The sequence below is a fragment of the Rhizobium sp. O111 genome (genome assembly GCF_055616315.1).
Genome location: NZ_JBSHXL010000001.1, coordinates 2,138,179 through 2,154,009, shown reverse-complemented (window position 1 = coordinate 2,154,009; position 15,831 = coordinate 2,138,179). Strand labels below are relative to the sequence as shown.

The following is a 15,831-nucleotide window of genomic DNA, read 5'->3' as shown; positions in this document are numbered from 1 at the left end:
TCACCACGATTCCGCTTTACTTTTTCGCTCTCCTGACGATGCTCAGCGAAAAGCATTTAAGGAGAGGAAGTAGACATGACCATGCCGGACGACGACCTTGCGCGCATTGCCGAACAGGAAAAGGTGCTGAGCTTCGACAGTTTCGATCTGTCGACCGCATGGCAGCTGGGCAAGCTGCTGCAGGAGCTGGGTTCTGAGCGTGGCCTGGGTATCGCGATCGATATCAACCTGCATTCGATGCCGGTCTTCTATGTGGCACTTCCCGGCGTGACGCCTGATAACGTGCAGTGGGTGCGCCGCAAGCGCAATCTGGTGCTGCGCTATTTCCGCAGCAGCTATGCGATCGGCCTCGACCTGAAGGCCAAGGGCAAGACGGTGGCGGACAACGGTCTTTTGGACGCCGATTACGCGCCGCACGGCGGCAGCTTCCCTATTAACGTCAAGGGCACAGGCTGCATCGGCTCGGTGACCGTCTCCGGCCTGCCGCAGCGCGACGACCACAATCTCGTCGTAGAGGCGCTGGCGCTGATGCTGGCCAAGGATCTGGACGCGCTGCGTCTCGCGTAAAGCGTCGTACGGAAAGGTTCCGGCCCGCCATGCCGATCGGGCCGGAACCGTTCTACGTCTTCTCGACCACCCAGACGGTCGGGGCGCCGAGGATGCCGCCGGTGCGCATCGCTGATCGCAGTTCCTCGAGCTGCATGAAGGCCTTCGCGGCCTCTGATGTCGCGAATTCATGGGTGACGGTGATGTCGTTGGGGTTGTCGGCGGATTGGTAGACCGCCTCTGATATCACGCCGTTTGCCGCCTGCACCGAACGGAAGCCGTCATACACCTTGCGCCAGGCCGTATAGTCCGAAACCTCATGCCGTACGAACACTGTCGTCATGTTCCGCTCCTGCGTTGCATTCACATGTTTCGTTGGGATGCCCAGGCGTCAGCGTATCACCGATGCGGGGTTCGCGCGCGTGGAAATCGGCTCGCGGGTATTGCGCATCGCATGCCGCTGAAATTGCATGTATGGTGACGACATCTCGATCAGGGAACAGGATCGATGACGCGTCGTTTGCGCATTCTTGCGGCGTTGCTCTCCCTGGCGCTGATCAGCGCCGGGCCGGCGGATGACGGGCGGTGGTATGCTGGGGACTACTCGTTTTCCGATGAACTCGGCGGTTTCCGCATCCTCTCCATATCAGGCGCGGGAACGCTCGAGGATCCGATCGAGATCCGCGAGGCGTTCGACAGCCTTGCGCCGGTGACGCTGGTGATCCGCTTCGCAAAGCCTTCCGAGCTGAAGACAACCGTGCCCGGCTCGTTTCATCTGCGCGTGGTGGCGGTGAACCGTAGCGGGCTCGCGTGGATAGGTTTCGGCTTCGAGCTTCAGGAAATCCGCGGCAAGCCCAGCGATTTCTATGACGGGCTGTCTTTCGGGCAGGCCGATCCCAATCCGTCGCTGATCTCGTCCAGCCGTTTCATGCATTTTGAAAGCCGCTTCGAGAGCTTCGATCGTCTGAATTTCGATGAGGGGCATCTCGATCCCGGGGAGCAATCGAGGTTCGGCTTCTTCGTGTCCGATGTCACGCCGGTCCCGGAGTTCTATCTGGTCGAGGAGCCGCGTATTCCGTCGTCGTGAAATAAAGGCGGCGCCGTGGATGCGGCGCCGTCTTGTTCAGTGTCAGATCTTGCCACCGGCTTCGGGGATCACCTTGGTCAGGCTGCCGGTCGCCGGGAAGAGGGGGATAAGGCAGGCTTGCAGGGCGTGGTAGATGTCGCCCTTGCCGGGGAAGATGGTGTGGGCGGGGACCATGTCTTCCGTCAGTTCCTCGTGCCAGCCGCCGTTTTTGTGGTCGATGAAGCGGCGCTCGATCACGTTCCAGATCTTGCGGTAGCTTTCCTCGTGGTAGTCGCTCGGCAGGTGTTCGTTGAGGTAGTGGGCGGCAGCCGCACCCTCGCAGGCGGGCCACCACATCTTCTGGCGCTTGTCCGGGCGGTCTTCCCAGTCGAGCGTGTAGAAGAAGCTGCCGTTCTCGTCGTCCCAGCCGAGCGCCATCGCCTGCGAGAACAGGCCCTTGGCGGCATCCGGCAGCCATTCCAGCTTCTTGCCGCCGAGCGCCCAGAGCTGCAGCAGCAGACGCGCCCATTCCAGCGAGTGGCCGGGCGTGGTGCCCGCGGGGCGAAACATCTCGTTGGGGTGATAGTAGTTCTTGTCGAGCTTCCACTCTGTGTCGAAGTGCTCGGCGACGCGCCAGTCGACGGAGCCGGCGGCGCGGCGGATGACGAGGTCGGCGATGCTTTCGGCCTTGGTGAGGTAATCGCGGTTGCCAGTTGCCTCGAAGGCGGCCATCAGGGCTTCGGTCAGGTGCATGTTGGAATTCTGGCCGCGATAGGTGCCGCCGTCGAGCGGCTGCCAGTCGGCGGTGAATTCCTCGGCGATGGCGCCGTGCTTTGCTTCCCAGAAGCGTGTGTTCAGCACCTCGGTGATATCGGCCAACATGCCGTCGGCGAGCGGGTGGCCGATGGTCTTGGCGGAGGAGGCGGCCAAGAGCACGAAGGCGTGGCCGTAGCCCTGCTTGTTGGTGTCGACGGGGCCGTCATTGTTCAGCGACCAGAAATAGCCGCCGTTCTTCCGGTCCCGGTGGTGGTTCCAGATGTACTGCATGCCGTGGTCGACGACATCGGATGCGCCGGGGCGGCCGAGCAGGGTGCCGATCGAGAAGCAATGGACGGCGCGGGCGGCGATATGGATGCCGCGCACCTGGCCCTCCGCGTCGAGCGGCTTGCCGGTGTCGTCAAGATCGTAGAACCCACCCTTGGGATTGATGGAGTCATGCTGGAAGAAATCGAACAGGCCGTTCGCCTGGGCGACAAGCCAGTCGCGGTGGTAGGTGCGCGTCGTCCAGTTGCCGAGCGCGGCGTCGCCGATTGCAGGTGCCATGATACTCCTCCGATTTCATACACAATGCTTTGAAATTGCCTATATAGGGGGCGTTCGAGTCTGTCATCCGCCGCGCGCCGGCAATGGCGAAATTGTCGCTGATATATTGACATAAAGATATCTTTATGTGATTTGGGCGGCTTGTCTTTGTAATGACGTCAAGGAGTCCGCCCGTGTTCAACAATCTGTTTGGCCCCGAAGGGGAAAAGCGCGACGGCAGTGAAGTGTTTGCAGCGCTCAGGAAAGCCGCCAGCGAACGCATTCTCGTCCTTGACGGCGCCATGGGCACGCAGATCCAGGGGCTGGGTTTCGACGAGGACCACTTCCGCGGCGATCGCTTCATCGGCTGCGCCTGCCACCAGAAGGGCAACAACGACCTTCTCATCCTCTCGCAGCCGGATGCGATCGAGCAAATCCATTACAAATACGCGAAGGCCGGCGCCGATATTCTCGAGACCAACACCTTCTCCTCCACCCGCATCGCGCAGGCCGACTACGCGATGGAAGGCGAGGTCTATGCGCTGAACAAGGAAGGTGCCGAAGTCGTGCGCCGCGCCTGCATCCGCGCCGAGCGCGAGGATGGCCGCCGCCGCTTCGTGGCCGGCGCCATCGGCCCGACCAACCGCACGGCCTCGATCTCGCCTGACGTCAACAATCCGGGCTTCCGCGCCGTCACCTTCGACGACCTGCGCATCGCCTATGCCGAACAGATCGACGGCCTGATCGATGGCGGCGCCGATATCATTCTGATCGAGACGATCTTCGACACGCTCAACGCCAAGGCTGCGATCTTTGCCTGCGAGGAGCGCTTCGAGGCCAAGGGCATCCGCCTGCCGGTCATGATCTCGGGTACGATCACAGACCTTTCCGGCCGCACGCTGTCGGGCCAGACGCCGTCCGCCTTCTGGAACTCGGTGCGCCACGCCAATCCGTTCACGATCGGCCTCAACTGCGCGCTCGGCGCTAACGCCATGCGTCCGCACCTGCAGGAGCTGTCGGGCGTTGCCGATACCTTCATCTGCGCCTATCCGAATGCCGGCCTGCCCAACGAGTTCGGCCAGTATGACGAGACGCCTGAGTTGATGGCGGCGCAGATCGACGAGTTCGCCCGCGAAGGCCTCGTCAACATCGTCGGCGGCTGCTGCGGCTCGACGCCTGAACATATCAAGGCGATCGCCGAGGTTGTCGCCAAGTACAAGCCGCGCCCGATCCCCGAGCATCGTCCGTTCATGTCGCTGTCGGGCCTCGAGCCCTTCGAGCTCACCAAGGACATCCCTTTCGTCAACGTCGGTGAGCGCACCAACGTCACTGGTTCGGCACGCTTCCGCAAGCTGATCACCAACGCCGATTACACGGCAGCGCTCGATGTCGCCCGCGACCAGGTCGAAAACGGCGCGCAGATCATCGACATCAACATGGACGAAGGCCTGATCGATTCCGAAAAGGCGATGGTCGAGTTCCTGAACCTGATCGCCGCCGAGCCGGATATCGCTCGCGTGCCCGTCATGATCGACTCGTCGAAGTTCTCGATCATCGAATCCGGTCTGAAGCGCGTGCAGGGCAAGCCGATCGTCAACTCGATCTCGCTGAAAGAGGGCGAAGAGAACTTCCTTGCGCAGGCGAGGCTGCTGCATGCCTATGGCGCGGCAGTCGTCGTCATGGCCTTCGACGAGACGGGGCAGGCGGATACCTATGACCGCAAGGTCGAGATCTGCACGCGCGCCTACAAGCTGTTGACCGAAAAGGCGGGCTTCCCGCCTGAGGACATCATCTTCGACCCGAACGTCTTTGCTGTCGCGACCGGCATCGAGGAGCACAACAATTACGGCGTCGACTTCATCGAGGCGACGCGCACGATCCGCAAGACAATGCCGCTGGTGCATATTTCGGGCGGTGTTTCGAACCTCTCCTTCTCGTTCCGCGGCAACGAGCCGGTGCGCGAGGCGATGCATGCCGTGTTCCTCTACCACGCCATCCAGGCGGGCATGGACATGGGCATCGTCAATGCCGGCCAGCTCGCGGTCTACGACCAGATCGACGCGGAGCTGCGCGAGGCCTGCGAGGACGTGGTGCTGAACCGCCGCGCCGATGCGACCGAGCGGCTGCTCGAAGTGGCCGAGAAGTTCCGTGGCGGGGCTGCCCGCGAGGGACGCGTGCAGGACCTCTCCTGGCGCGAATGGTCGGTCGAGAAGCGGCTTGAACACGCTTTGGTCAACGGCATTACCGAATATATCGATGCCGATACGGAAGAGGCGCGCCTTGCCGCGGCCCGTCCGCTCCACGTCATCGAAGGCCCGCTGATGGCCGGCATGAACGTCGTCGGCGATCTCTTCGGCTCGGGCAAGATGTTCCTGCCGCAGGTCGTCAAGTCGGCGCGCGTGATGAAGCAGGCCGTGGCCGTGCTCCTTCCCTACATGGAAGAAGAGAAGCGGCTGAACGGCGGCGACGATCGCAAGTCGGCCGGCAAGATCCTGATGGCGACCGTCAAGGGCGACGTTCACGATATCGGCAAGAACATCGTCGGCGTCGTGCTCGCCTGCAACAATTACGAGATCATCGATCTCGGCGTCATGGTGCCGGCGACGAAGATCCTGGAGACGGCGGTGGCCGAGAAGGTCGACGTCATCGGCCTGTCGGGCCTGATCACGCCGTCGCTCGACGAGATGGTGCATGTGGCGGCCGAAATGGAGCGCCAGGGTCTGGACCTGCCGCTCCTGATTGGCGGCGCCACGACCAGCCGTGTGCATACGGCCGTGAAGATCCATCCCGGCTACAGCAAGGGCCAGACCGTCTACGTCACCGACGCCAGCCGCGCGGTCGGCGTGGTCTCTTCGCTGCTCTCGCCGGAGAACCGCGATGGCTACATCACCGATATCCGCGCCGAATACGCCAAGGTCGCCGCGGCCCACGCCCGCAGCGAGGCCGAGAAGGTCCGCCTGCCGCTGTCGCGTGCTCGCGAAAACGCGCAGAAGGTCGATTGGGCCGCTTACGCGCCCGCCAAGCCAAGCTTCCTCGGCACCAAGGTGTTCGAGGATTACGATCTGGCGACGCTCGCCGAATACATCGACTGGACGCCGTTCTTCCAGACCTGGGAGCTGAAGGGCCGATATCCCGCCATTCTCGAGGATGAGAAGCAGGGTGAGGCGGCGCGTGCGCTCTGGGCGGATGCGCAGGGGATGCTGAAGAAGATCATCGACGAGAAGTGGTTCCGTCCGCGCGCCGTCATCGGCTTCTGGCCGGCCGGCACCGTCGGCGATGATATCCGACTGTTCAAGGATGATAGCCGCAAGGAAGACCTCGCGACCTTCTACACGCTGCGCCAGCAGCTTTCGAAGCGCGACGGCCGGCCGAACGTGGCGCTGTCGGACTTCGTGGCGCCTGTCGACAGCGGCGTGCAGGACTACGTCGGCGGCTTCGTCGTCACGGCCGGTATCGAGGAAGTGGCGATCGCCGAGCGCTTCGAACGCGCAAATGACGATTACTCGTCGATCCTCGTCAAGGCGCTGGCCGACCGTTTCGCGGAGGCCTTCGCCGAGCGGATGCACGAAGAGGTTCGCCGCGAATATTGGGGCTATGCCAAGGGCGAGGCGTTCAGCAAGGAGCAGCTGATCACCGAGGAATATGCCGGTATCCGCCCGGCGCCCGGCTATCCGGCGCAGCCCGATCACACCGAGAAGAAGACGCTGTTCGCGCTTCTCGATGCCGAAAACGCCGCCGGCGTGAAGCTCACCGAGAGCTACGCCATGTGGCCGGGCTCGTCCGTCTCGGGCATCTATATCGGCCACCCCGACGCCTACTACTTCGGCGTTGCCAAGGTTGAGCGGGATCAGGTCGAGGATTATGCCGGACGCAAGGGCATGGAGATCGCCGAGGTCGAGCGCTGGCTCGGGCCGGTGCTCAACTACGTGCCGTCGAAGCCGCGCGAAGACGTGGAAGACGCGGCCTGATCGGGCGCGTCTTCAGGCACTGATTTAATTGCCGGAGAAAATGATTCAGGATCATCGACCAAGGGTCTGATCCTGAATCGGAAATTGCCGTTTCGTCGGTCTGATGTCAGGTCGTGAGTTCGACCAGGATCGCGGTCGTGTCGTCGCTCTGCTTGAAGCGCGGATAGCGCAGGCCCTCAGGATCGGTCTCGCGCTCGAAGCGCCGGAGTTCCTCGATCATCGGGGCGAGGCCCTTGTCGCGCGCTGCGCGCACCAGGCTTGCGGCGTCGTAGGCTTCGTAGAGCACGACAAGATCGGCGAAGCCGTCGCTGCAGATGATGGCGTGAGCCTTGCCCTTGATCTTCAATTCTTCCGACACAAGATGATCGGCCGATTCAGGCACGAGGCCCAGGGTCCAGATGCCGCCTGCGGTGTTCTGGCTTTCACGGTGGCGGCGCAGAGCCGCGAGCGTTTCGGCATTGCCGAGCGCGCCGCCATCCTTGGTGATGCCGCCGGTGCGGGCGATATGGCTTTGTGCGTGTGCCTGCTCCCTGACATAGGCGTCGAGAAGGGCCATGTGAAAGCTCACCGATCCATCTTCCTGCAAGAGGAAGACGCAGGAATCGCCGAGGCCGTAGAAGGTCAGGCGATTGTCGGTGGCATGGATCATCGAAAAGGCGGAGAGCGGCCAGGCGTAGCGCGGGGCATCGGGGTTGTTGCCTAGGAATGTTGCCCTGGCATCCTGTGACACGGCGCGCGCGACATCCGAGACCGGGGTCTCACGCGTGATCTGCTGCCTGAAACCATCCGCGAAGCGTGCCGCGACCCAGGCGGCGTCGCTGCCGGATGCGTCCATGTATTGGCGGTCGCCAAGGCCGGTTGCGCCATCGATCACGAAGGCGCAGGCCTCGTTATATCCGAAGCGGTCGTCGTTTGGTTTGGCCGGGTTTCCCGGTACGGAGAGCGCGTCGAGGATCTTGATCTGAGGTGCCGGCATCGTTCTTCAGTTCCTCGTCATGGGAGCCAATGGAAGGCCGAGCATGTCGGCCTTCGCGAATTAGGTGACGTCTCGGTCAGCCGAGAACCGGGCGCATGAAGCTGCGCTCATAGCTGATGATGCTGCGGTTGCGCTTGTCCAGATCGAATGCCGCCTGGCACTCGGGATCGACGGCCATGCGGGTGCGGTAGTCTTCGTATGCGGCGAGGCTCGGGAAGGAGAACAAGGCGACCGCGATGTTGTTGGCTCCTTCGGAGGGCAGGAAATAGCCGTGGTGGTTGCCGCCCATGCGGTTGACGATGGGGATCCAGAGCCTGGCGTATTCCTCGAATTCGGCGAGCTTGTAGGGGTCGATGACATAACGCAGATGGCAGGTAATCATTGAAATATCTCTCGTTGATCGGGCCGGCTGAAATGCCTGCCGGCCCGCTATTGGCTTATTGTGCTGTTCTCAGGCGCCGGCGGCGAGGCGCTGGTTGAGTTCCTCGATGCCGACATCGGCCTCCACCGTGTCGCCCTTGACGAGCAGGTAGACGCCGAGCGCGAAGGCAAGGGCTGCGATGAACAGCAGGTAATAGGCATGCGCCATCGGGTTCAGCGGCAGCAAGGAGGCGACCGCCAGCGGCGTCAGGCCGCCGAAGATGGCGTAGGAGACGTTGTAGGAGAAGGAAAGGCCGGTGAAGCGGACGCGGGCCGGGAAGGCGCGGACCATCACGTAGGGTACGGCGCCGACGAGGCCGACGGAGAGGCCCATGATCGCGTAGAGCACGAAGAGCACGGTCAGCGATGTCGCGGCGTAAGTGTAGAAGGCGAAGGTGGCGGCGCCGAAGAAGATGCTGGCGACGATGAAGAAGCGGCCGGAGCCGACGCGATCGACGATCGCGCCCGCGGCCGCCGTGCCGAAGATCAGGAACAGCGTGCCGAAGCTGGTCGCAGCCAGCGATTGCTGCGCGGTGTAGCCGTAGAGTTTCTGCAGGAAGGTCGCGGTCATCAGCGTGGTGACGACGATGCCGGCCGAGAGGATCCAGGTGAGCAGCATCGAGATGATGACGCCGCGCGGATAGTCGCGCAGCACAGCCTTCAGCGGCAGTTCGCGCATCAGCGAGCGGCTCTGCTTCATTTCGGCGAAGATCGGCGTTTCCTGCAGCCAGCGGCGAAGATAGACGGCGACGAGACCGAAGATGCCGCCGAGGAAGAAGGGGATGCGCCAGGCGTAAGCCGCGACGTCCTCGGGCGTGAAGGCGGAGTTGATGATGGTGGCGATGAAGGAGCCGAGCAGGATACCGAGCGTCAGGCCCGAGCAGAGGAAGCCGCAGGCAAAGCCGACACGGCGGAAGGGAACGTGTTCGGCAACGAACGTCCAGGCGCCGGGCACCTCGCCACCGATCGCCGCACCCTGCAGGACGCGCATCAGGATCAGCAGGATTGGTGCCGCGATGCCGATCGTAGCATAGGTCGGCATGGCCGCCATGCCGAGCGTCGACAACGCCATCAGCATGATCGAGAAGGCAAAGACGCGCTTGCGGCCGAACATGTCGCCGAAATGGGCGAGCACGATGCCGCCGATGGGGCGCACCAGATAGCCGGCGGCGAAGATGCCGAAGGTCTGGATCGTCACCAGCCAGTCCGGCATGTCGGGCGGGAAGAAGAGGTGGCCGATCACGCTGGCGAAGAAGACGAAGATGATGAAATCATAGAACTCCAGCGCGCCGCCAAGGGCGGAGAGGCCGAGCGTCTTGAAATCCTGGGCGGTGAGGCGGCGAGGGGCGGCTGCGGGCGTCGTGGTGGGGGACATGATGCGGGCTTCTTGCGGTATGACTTCGGTTGTGCCGTCGTCGCGCAATGGGGTGGGGATTTCAAGCGTTTTCTGGTGTTTTCGCGTCATGTTGCGGCGTCGGCGCGCCCGCTGTGGCAAAGCCGCAAACAGAAAAGGCGCCGCGATGGGCGACGCCTTCAAGATCGGAAAGTCCGGTGATCAGTCCCGGATAACCAGCAGATCCGCCGCCATGAAGCGCAGGGTCACCGTTTCGCCGGTGGCCGGCGGCTTGACGCCGGGGCTGTTGAACATGTCGAAGGAGATGACGTTGCCGCCGACGTTCATGCGGGTGCGGATGACGGAGCCGAGGAAGTGGGCGGAGACGACTTCGCCCGTGAGCTTGGTGTCGCTCGGTGTGCTTTCGGCAAGCGATCCCGCTTCCGGGCGCAGCGCCAGCGAGACGGTGTCGCCGGCTTTGTAGGTGGAGATGTTTTCGCGGAGCGTCACGCCCTGGTCGCCGATCTGGATGCGGTTGACCGAGGGGTCTACGACCTTGGCCTCGATGATGTTCAACGTGCCGACGAAGGATGCCACGAAGCGCGTGGCCGGCGTGTTGTAGATCTCGAATGGGGTGCCGATCTGGTCGGCGCGGCCGCCGTTCATGACGACGATGCGGTCGGAGATCGACAGCGCTTCTTCCTGGTCGTGGGTCACGAAGATGGTTGTGATCCCCAGCGACTGCTGGATCTGGCGGATTTCCTCGCGCAGCGAGACGCGGATCTTGGCGTCGAGGGCCGACAGCGGCTCGTCGAGCAGCAGCACCTGCGGCTTGGCGGCAAGGGCGCGGGCAAGCGCCACGCGCTGCTGCTGGCCGCCCGACATCTGGTAGGGATAGCGGTCGGCGAGGTGGCCGAGGTGGATCAGCGCCAGCATTTCCTTGACGCGAGCGTCGATCTCGGCCTTCGGCTTGCCGGCGATCTTCAGGCCGAAGGCGACGTTGTCATGCACCGTCATGTTCGGGAAGAGCGCGTATGCCTGGAACACCATGCCGATGTTGCGCTGATTGGGCTTCAGCGGTGCGATGTCCTTGCCGGCGATGCTGAGATTGCCGCCGGTCGGGTTCTCGAAGCCGGCGATCATGCGCAGGACTGTGGTCTTGCCGCAGCCCGAAGGGCCGAGGAAGGAGACGAATTCTCCCTTCTCGATGTTCATGTTGAAGTTCTTGACGACCTGAACCTGGCCGAAGGATTTCTGAATGTTGGTCAGCGAGAGAAATGACATGTCGAAATACCTTAAGCCTTGGCCGGGCGGGATCTGCCGATGCGCGAGACGAGATTGAGCAGGCCCATGCTGAGCCAGGTGATGGAGAATGCGATCACGGCGAGCGCCGAGGGCTCGTAGGCCCGGTTGGCGCCGACCAGCTGCAGGTAGGGGCCGAAGGCCGGACGGCTCAGCAGTGCCGCGAAGGTGAATTCGCCCATGACGATCGCCAACGTGATGAAGGCGCCGGAGAGGATGCCGCTCATCACGTTGGGGAAGATGCACTTGAACATGATCGTCCACCAGCTGGCGCCAAGGCTCTGGGCGGCTTCGGTCAGCGTTCTGACGTCGATGGCGCGCATGGCGGTATCGACGGAGCGGTACATGTAGGGCAGCGACAGCGTGATGTAGGAGAAGACGAGCAGGATGTTGGTGCCCGTCGTCGAACCGGTCATCGGCAGGAAGGACGAGGAGTTGTACATCCTCAAATAGCCGAAGACGATGACGATGGCCGGGATGACCAGCGGCAGCAGTGTGATGAACTCCACGACCTGACGCATCTGCGGCATGCGCAGGCGCACCCAATAGGCGGTCGGCACGATCAAGAGCATGCCGAAGACGATGGTCAAAAGCGCCATCATCATCGAATAGCCGAAGGTCGCGCGGAAGCGCTCATCGGAGAAGACAGAGAGGTAGGCGTCGAAACTGTAGGCATCGCGGCGCATGCGCAGCGAGAACTCGATGGTTCCGAGCAGAGGCACGATGAAATAGGTCGCGCCGATGGCGATGGCGATCCAGGCGCCGAGTTTTTGAGCCTTCATTTCTGCCACCGTTCAGCGCGCATGCGCAGCATGAGATAGAGGATGTTGGACACGCCGGTGATGACGATCATGCCGAGCGCGATCGCATAGCCGAGGTTCGCATTGTGAAGGACGTCGCCGCGGATCTGCGCATAGAGCAGGATCGGGACGATGTTGAGCGAGGAACCGGTCAGCGCATAGGCCGTCGCGATGGCGCCGAAGGCGTTGGCGAAGAGCAGCAGCGTGGTGCCGAGAAGGCTCGGCCAGAGGATCGGAAGGGCGACCTTGGTCCAATATTGCAGATTGCTGGCGCCGAGGATTTCGGCCGCTTCGCGCCATTCCTTCTTCATGCCGTCGAGTGCCGGCGTCAGGATCAGCACCATCAGCGGGATCTGGAAGTACATGTAGGTGATGGTGAGGCCGAAGAAGGAGAGCAGGTTGAAGCCGGTGCCGTAGAGGTTGAAGCCGAACCAGTCCCTCAGGAAAACCGTCACCAGGCCGGTGCGGCCAAGGGTTGCCAGGAATGAGAAGGCGAGCGGGATGCCCGCGAAATTCGAGGCGACGCCGGAGAAGGTCAACAGCGTCGAGCGCACCGAAGTGGGCAGGCCGCCGAGCACGACAGCCCAGGCGAGGAAGAAGCCGATCAGCGCGCCGCCGAGTGCCGAGGCGACCGAAACGCGGATACTGATCCAGTAGGCGCTGAGGATCGACGGGGTGAAGAGATCCCCGATGTTCTTCAGCGTGAAATTACCCTCGGGCGTCAAAAAGGCGCCGACCACAAGGTAGAGCGTGGGAATAATAAGAAAAAGCAGGGCAAAAATAATGAAGGGTGTAATGCCGAGCCAGTCGATCACGCGGTCCTTGGTGATCAGCGGGGCCGTGCTCACCACGGGCGTCGTCGAAACAGTGCTCATTGAAAAAGCTCTTCTTGCGGCGTCGGAGGGGCAAAAGCCTCCCCGCCATAAGACGGGGAGGCCGGTTTCATATTGTATTACTGGACGTTGGCGCCGACGACGCTATCCCACTTGCCGGTGATAGCGGTCTTGCCGGCTTCCTGCTCTTCGAGCGTCGGGAAGACAGCCTTTTCATAGGCAGCAGCCGGCGGCAGCTTGTCGAGAAGGTCCTGCGGGATCTTCTTGTTCTTCGCCAGGTCGTTGAAGCGGATCGGGTGGCAATAGCCCTTCAGGTAGCCGAGCTGACCTTCGTCCGAATAGAGGTATTCCATCCAGAGCTTGGCAGCGTTCGGGTGCGGAGCGAAAGCGGAGATCGCCTGGACGTAAACGCCGGCGTTGACGCCCGATGCCGGAACGACGACTTCAACCGGCGGGTTGCCCTTCAGCGTATCGCGCCAGGACAGGCCGTTGTAGTCCCATGCGATGACGATCGGGGTCGAGCCCTGTGCCAGCGAAGCGGACTTGCCGATGACAGGAACGAGGTTGCCTGCCTTGTTGAGTTCGCCGAAGAAGGCGAGACCGGCTTCACCAGCCTTGGTCGCGTCCTTTTCACCAGCAGCGATGCCGGCAGCATAAACAGCCTGAACGGCCTGGTTGGACGCGCGCGGGTCACCGGCGAGAGCAACGCTGTTGGCGTAGTCCGACTTCTTCAGGTCGGCCCAGTCCTTCGGCACTTCCTTGACGATGTCGGTGTTCACGACGAAGGAGAGAACGCCGTAGTAATCGCCGTACCAGAAGCCGTCGGCATCCTTGGCGCTGTCAGGGATCGAATCCCAGGTCGAAACCTTGTAAGCTTGGATCAGGCCGTCAGCCTTTGCGGTCGGGCCGAAGGAGAGGCCGACGTCGATAACGTCAGGAGCCTGCGGGCCGGTGTTGCCCTTGTTGGCCTTGATGGCTTCGATTTCGTCGCCCGAGCCAGCGTCCGGGTTCAGTTCGTTCACTTCCAGACCATACTTCGCCTTGAAGCCGGCAATGACGTCGCCATAGCCGCACCAGTCGTGCGGGAGAGCGATCGTGGTCAGCGTGCCTTCCTTCTTGGCGGCGGCGATGAGTTCAGCGCTTGGCTCTGCGGCAGCAATTGCGGTTGAAGCCACAACAATTGCTGTAGAGAGCGAGAGCAGTCGAGAAAGATTAGAGATCACTGTTGTTCTCCTTCGGGTTTCAGTGTCCGACGATGCTGTTACTGACGTTACGTGAAGCTTGTGTGACAGTTGGATGACGCTATTTTTTCTTTGTATCGCGGGCGTTTGGCAAGGATGTTTCGATTGCGACACGTCCTTGTTTGCTGCCCGTTACATCTTCGCTGTCGTAATTGTCCCTCCTAACCAAGTTTGCGGAAGAGCCGCGTCTGTTCGAAAAGGCCTTCCAATGTCTTCATGCGCTCCTTCGTCTCGTCCCATGTCGAGTTCTGAACCGCTTCGATCAGCGCCTCGACGATGAAAAGGGTGACGACGGAGCTGTCCCATGCCGACGGCGCCTCGATCTGCACGCGAAACGTATGGCGTGCCAGCTTCGCGGCGGGAGAGGCCCACTGGTCGGTGAAGATGATGATCTCGGCGCCGCTGTTCTTGGCGGCGGTGGCGAGGCTGACGAGCTCCTGCTCGTAGCGCCTGATGTCGAAGATGATCAGGAGGTCGCCGGGGTTCATGTTCAGGACATATTGCGGCCAGCTGCTGGAATTGGCCGACAGAAGCGCCGTATTGGGGCGAATGACCTGCATATGCGTGAAGAAATATTCGGCCAGCGCGCCGGTGATGCGGCCGCCGACGAAATAGAGGTTGCGCTTGCGGTCCGACAGAAGGGTCGCGACGCTATCGAAGGTCGCGGTATCGAGACCGGTCAGCGTCTGGCGCAGATTGTCGATGATGGCGTCGGCGAAACGGTTGAGGATGTGAGTTCCTGGCGCGTTGGACGCCCAGCGGTCATGCTTGGCGATAGGATTGGAGATCGTCGCCTCGACCTCCTGGTGCAGATGCGCCTGGAAATCCGGATAGCCCTTGAAACCGAGTTTCTGGACCATGCGCACGACCGTCGGGGTCGATACGCCGGCGTTTTCGGCGATCGTCGTGATGCTCCCCAGTCCCGAGACAGGGTAGTTGTCCAACAGACTTTCAGCCAACTGCTTTTCGGCGCGCGTGAGCACGCCAAAATGCGAGTGGATTACGTCCGAAACTGTCTTCGACGCAACGGTCACGCGATCTTGCTCCCCGGGATTGGTCTTGTGCCACTTTCCCACTCAAAGTTAACAACGCTGTCACAATCCATGTCAACCACTGTCATGAAAAGATTTTTTCAGTACGTGCTTGACACTTATGGAAAGCTGAAGAATTCTTTTCTTAATAAGTATTTTATTAACAGTTGTGGTGGAGCGACTGTGGTGCTTGCTCGGTTGGAAGTGCTCGGCAAAGGGGAAGGGGAGTGCGTCGCGGTCGAAAGGCCAGATGGCGCCAGCCCGGTGCTTATCGTCTGCGAACATGCATCGCGGGTTCTGCCTGCCAGCTTCGGAACGCTTGGTCTTTCCGAGGAGGCGCTCAACAGTCACATTGCCTGGGATCCCGGCGCTCTTGCTGTCGCCAAGGGCATGTCCGAGGCGCTCGATGCCACGCTGGTTCACCAGCGGTTTTCACGTCTGATCTACGATTGCAACAGGCCGCCGGAATCGGCCGGCGCCATGCCTGAGAAAAGCGAGGTCTATGACATCCCGGGAAATGCAGGCCTGAGCGCGGAAGAAAAGACGGCGCGCACCGAGGCTCTCTACATCCCGTTTCATGACGCCATTCGCGCACTCATTCGTGAACGCCAAGCGCGGGGACAGGAGACCGTTATCGTCACCGTCCACAGCTTTACGCCTGTCTTTCACGGAAAGACGCGCGCGGTCGAGGTGGGTGTCCTGCACGACGCCGACAGCCGGCTGGCGGATGCGATGCTTGCCGCTGCGGGTCGGACGACGCACTATAGAGTTGAGCGCAACGAGCCTTACGGCCCCTCGGATGGCGTGACGCATACGCTGATCCTGCACGGGCTGTCGAACGGATTGCGCAATGTAATGATCGAGGTCCGCAACGACCTCATCGCAGACCCGGCTGGCCAAGGGGTCATGGCCAGCTATCTGACAAGGCTGCTCCAGCAGAGCCTGGACGCCTGACGACGAAAGATAAGACCCCAGGGAGCAGTCTAACTGCGATCCGCCCGCAGGCGAATACG

Annotated in this window: 14 protein-coding genes; 4 read left to right on the top strand and 10 right to left on the bottom strand. The window is 62.0% G+C overall.

Going from position 1 to position 15,831, the window contains the following annotated elements:
• The first annotated feature begins 75 nt into the window (after nt 1–75).
• Entirely contained in the window at nt 76–567 is a 492-nt protein-coding gene (locus ACVTFQ_RS10995) for a heme-degrading domain-containing protein (RefSeq protein WP_111562146.1), read from the top strand.
• Between the two features lie 52 nt (nt 568–619).
• Here the strand turns inward: ACVTFQ_RS10995 and ACVTFQ_RS10990 are convergent, their stop codons facing one another.
• A complete protein-coding gene (locus ACVTFQ_RS10990) occupies nt 620–889 on the bottom strand; it encodes an antibiotic biosynthesis monooxygenase (RefSeq protein WP_111562145.1) in 270 nt (89 codons plus the stop codon).
• A gap of 165 nt (nt 890–1,054) precedes the next feature.
• Here ACVTFQ_RS10990 and ACVTFQ_RS10985 point away from each other — a divergent pair, with 165 nt between their 5' ends.
• Complete coding sequence (locus tag ACVTFQ_RS10985; RefSeq protein WP_313760865.1) at nt 1,055–1,633, top strand: hypothetical protein; 579 nt, start codon at nt 1,055–1,057, stop codon at nt 1,631–1,633.
• Between the two features lie 42 nt (nt 1,634–1,675).
• Here the strand turns inward: ACVTFQ_RS10985 and ACVTFQ_RS10980 are convergent, their stop codons facing one another.
• Nucleotides 1,676–2,935 (bottom strand): AGE family epimerase/isomerase, encoded by a 1,260-nt coding sequence (locus ACVTFQ_RS10980; RefSeq protein ID WP_111562144.1) that lies wholly within the window; start codon nt 2,933–2,935, stop codon nt 1,676–1,678.
• A 173-nt stretch (nt 2,936–3,108) separates the two neighbouring features.
• Here ACVTFQ_RS10980 and metH point away from each other — a divergent pair, with 173 nt between their 5' ends.
• Nucleotides 3,109–6,882, top strand: a complete 3,774-nt coding sequence (gene metH, locus ACVTFQ_RS10975; protein WP_111562143.1) for a methionine synthase — start codon at nt 3,109–3,111, stop codon at nt 6,880–6,882.
• Between the two features lie 106 nt (nt 6,883–6,988).
• Here metH and ACVTFQ_RS10970 read toward each other — a convergent pair whose 3' ends face one another.
• The 8 genes from ACVTFQ_RS10970 to ACVTFQ_RS10935 all read right to left on the bottom strand — a co-directional run bounded on the left by ACVTFQ_RS10970 (nt 6,989) and on the right by ACVTFQ_RS10935 (nt 14,821).
• Nucleotides 6,989–7,858: a hypothetical protein gene (locus ACVTFQ_RS10970; protein WP_111562142.1), complete on the bottom strand. Its 870-nt coding sequence runs from the start codon at nt 7,856–7,858 to the stop codon at nt 6,989–6,991.
• A gap of 76 nt (nt 7,859–7,934) precedes the next feature.
• Nucleotides 7,935–8,240 (bottom strand): NIPSNAP family protein, encoded by a 306-nt coding sequence (locus tag ACVTFQ_RS10965; RefSeq protein ID WP_018897517.1) that lies wholly within the window; start codon nt 8,238–8,240, stop codon nt 7,935–7,937.
• A 69-nt stretch (nt 8,241–8,309) separates the two neighbouring features.
• Nucleotides 8,310–9,653 carry an MFS transporter gene (locus ACVTFQ_RS10960; RefSeq protein ID WP_111562258.1) on the bottom strand — a complete coding sequence of 448 codons (1,344 nt, stop codon included), beginning with the start codon at nt 9,651–9,653 and terminating at the stop codon, nt 8,310–8,312.
• 180 nt (nt 9,654–9,833) lie between these two features.
• Entirely contained in the window at nt 9,834–10,895 is a 1,062-nt protein-coding gene (locus ACVTFQ_RS10955) for an ABC transporter ATP-binding protein (RefSeq protein ID WP_018897519.1), read from the bottom strand.
• A gap of 11 nt (nt 10,896–10,906) precedes the next feature.
• Nucleotides 10,907–11,695, bottom strand: coding sequence for an ABC transporter permease (locus ACVTFQ_RS10950; RefSeq protein ID WP_111562141.1), 789 nt, complete (start codon nt 11,693–11,695; stop codon nt 10,907–10,909).
• The gene (locus ACVTFQ_RS10945; protein WP_111562140.1) at nt 11,692–12,588 is read right to left on the bottom strand and encodes an ABC transporter permease; all 897 of its coding nucleotides are present in this window, start codon (nt 12,586–12,588) and stop codon (nt 11,692–11,694) included. The genes ACVTFQ_RS10950 and ACVTFQ_RS10945 overlap by 4 nt, the downstream gene beginning before the upstream one ends.
• 77 nt (nt 12,589–12,665) lie before the next feature.
• Nucleotides 12,666–13,769 (bottom strand): ABC transporter substrate-binding protein, encoded by a 1,104-nt coding sequence (locus ACVTFQ_RS10940; RefSeq protein ID WP_111562139.1) that lies wholly within the window; start codon nt 13,767–13,769, stop codon nt 12,666–12,668.
• A 179-nt stretch (nt 13,770–13,948) separates the two neighbouring features.
• Nucleotides 13,949–14,821, bottom strand: a complete 873-nt coding sequence (locus tag ACVTFQ_RS10935; RefSeq protein WP_047505874.1) for a MurR/RpiR family transcriptional regulator — start codon at nt 14,819–14,821, stop codon at nt 13,949–13,951.
• Between the two features lie 180 nt (nt 14,822–15,001).
• Here ACVTFQ_RS10935 and ACVTFQ_RS10930 point away from each other — a divergent pair, with 180 nt between their 5' ends.
• A complete protein-coding gene (locus ACVTFQ_RS10930; RefSeq protein ID WP_111562138.1) occupies nt 15,002–15,772 on the top strand; it encodes an N-formylglutamate amidohydrolase in 771 nt (256 codons plus the stop codon).
• Nucleotides 15,773–15,831 lie beyond the last annotated feature (59 nt).

Excerpts from the sequence above, each read along its gene's own strand:
- ACVTFQ_RS10950 (WP_111562141.1), bottom strand. The coding sequence starts at position 11,695 with ATGAAGGCTCAAAAACTCGGCGCCTGGATCGCCATCGCCATCGGCGCG.
- ACVTFQ_RS10985 (WP_313760865.1), top strand. The coding sequence starts at position 1,055 with ATGACGCGTCGTTTGCGCATTCTTGCGGCGTTGCTCTCCCTGGCGCTG.
- ACVTFQ_RS10955 (WP_018897519.1), bottom strand. The coding sequence starts at position 10,895 with ATGTCATTTCTCTCGCTGACCAACATTCAGAAATCCTTCGGCCAGGTT.
- ACVTFQ_RS10980 (WP_111562144.1), bottom strand. The coding sequence starts at position 2,935 with ATGGCACCTGCAATCGGCGACGCCGCGCTCGGCAACTGGACGACGCGC.
- ACVTFQ_RS10945 (WP_111562140.1), bottom strand. The coding sequence starts at position 12,588 with ATGAGCACTGTTTCGACGACGCCCGTGGTGAGCACGGCCCCGCTGATC.
- ACVTFQ_RS10995 (WP_111562146.1), top strand. The coding sequence starts at position 76 with ATGACCATGCCGGACGACGACCTTGCGCGCATTGCCGAACAGGAAAAG.
- ACVTFQ_RS10990 (WP_111562145.1), bottom strand. The coding sequence starts at position 889 with ATGACGACAGTGTTCGTACGGCATGAGGTTTCGGACTATACGGCCTGG.
- ACVTFQ_RS10965 (WP_018897517.1), bottom strand. The coding sequence starts at position 8,240 with ATGATTACCTGCCATCTGCGTTATGTCATCGACCCCTACAAGCTCGCC.
- ACVTFQ_RS10970 (WP_111562142.1), bottom strand. The coding sequence starts at position 7,858 with ATGCCGGCACCTCAGATCAAGATCCTCGACGCGCTCTCCGTACCGGGA.
- ACVTFQ_RS10960 (WP_111562258.1), bottom strand. The coding sequence starts at position 9,653 with ATGTCCCCCACCACGACGCCCGCAGCCGCCCCTCGCCGCCTCACCGCC.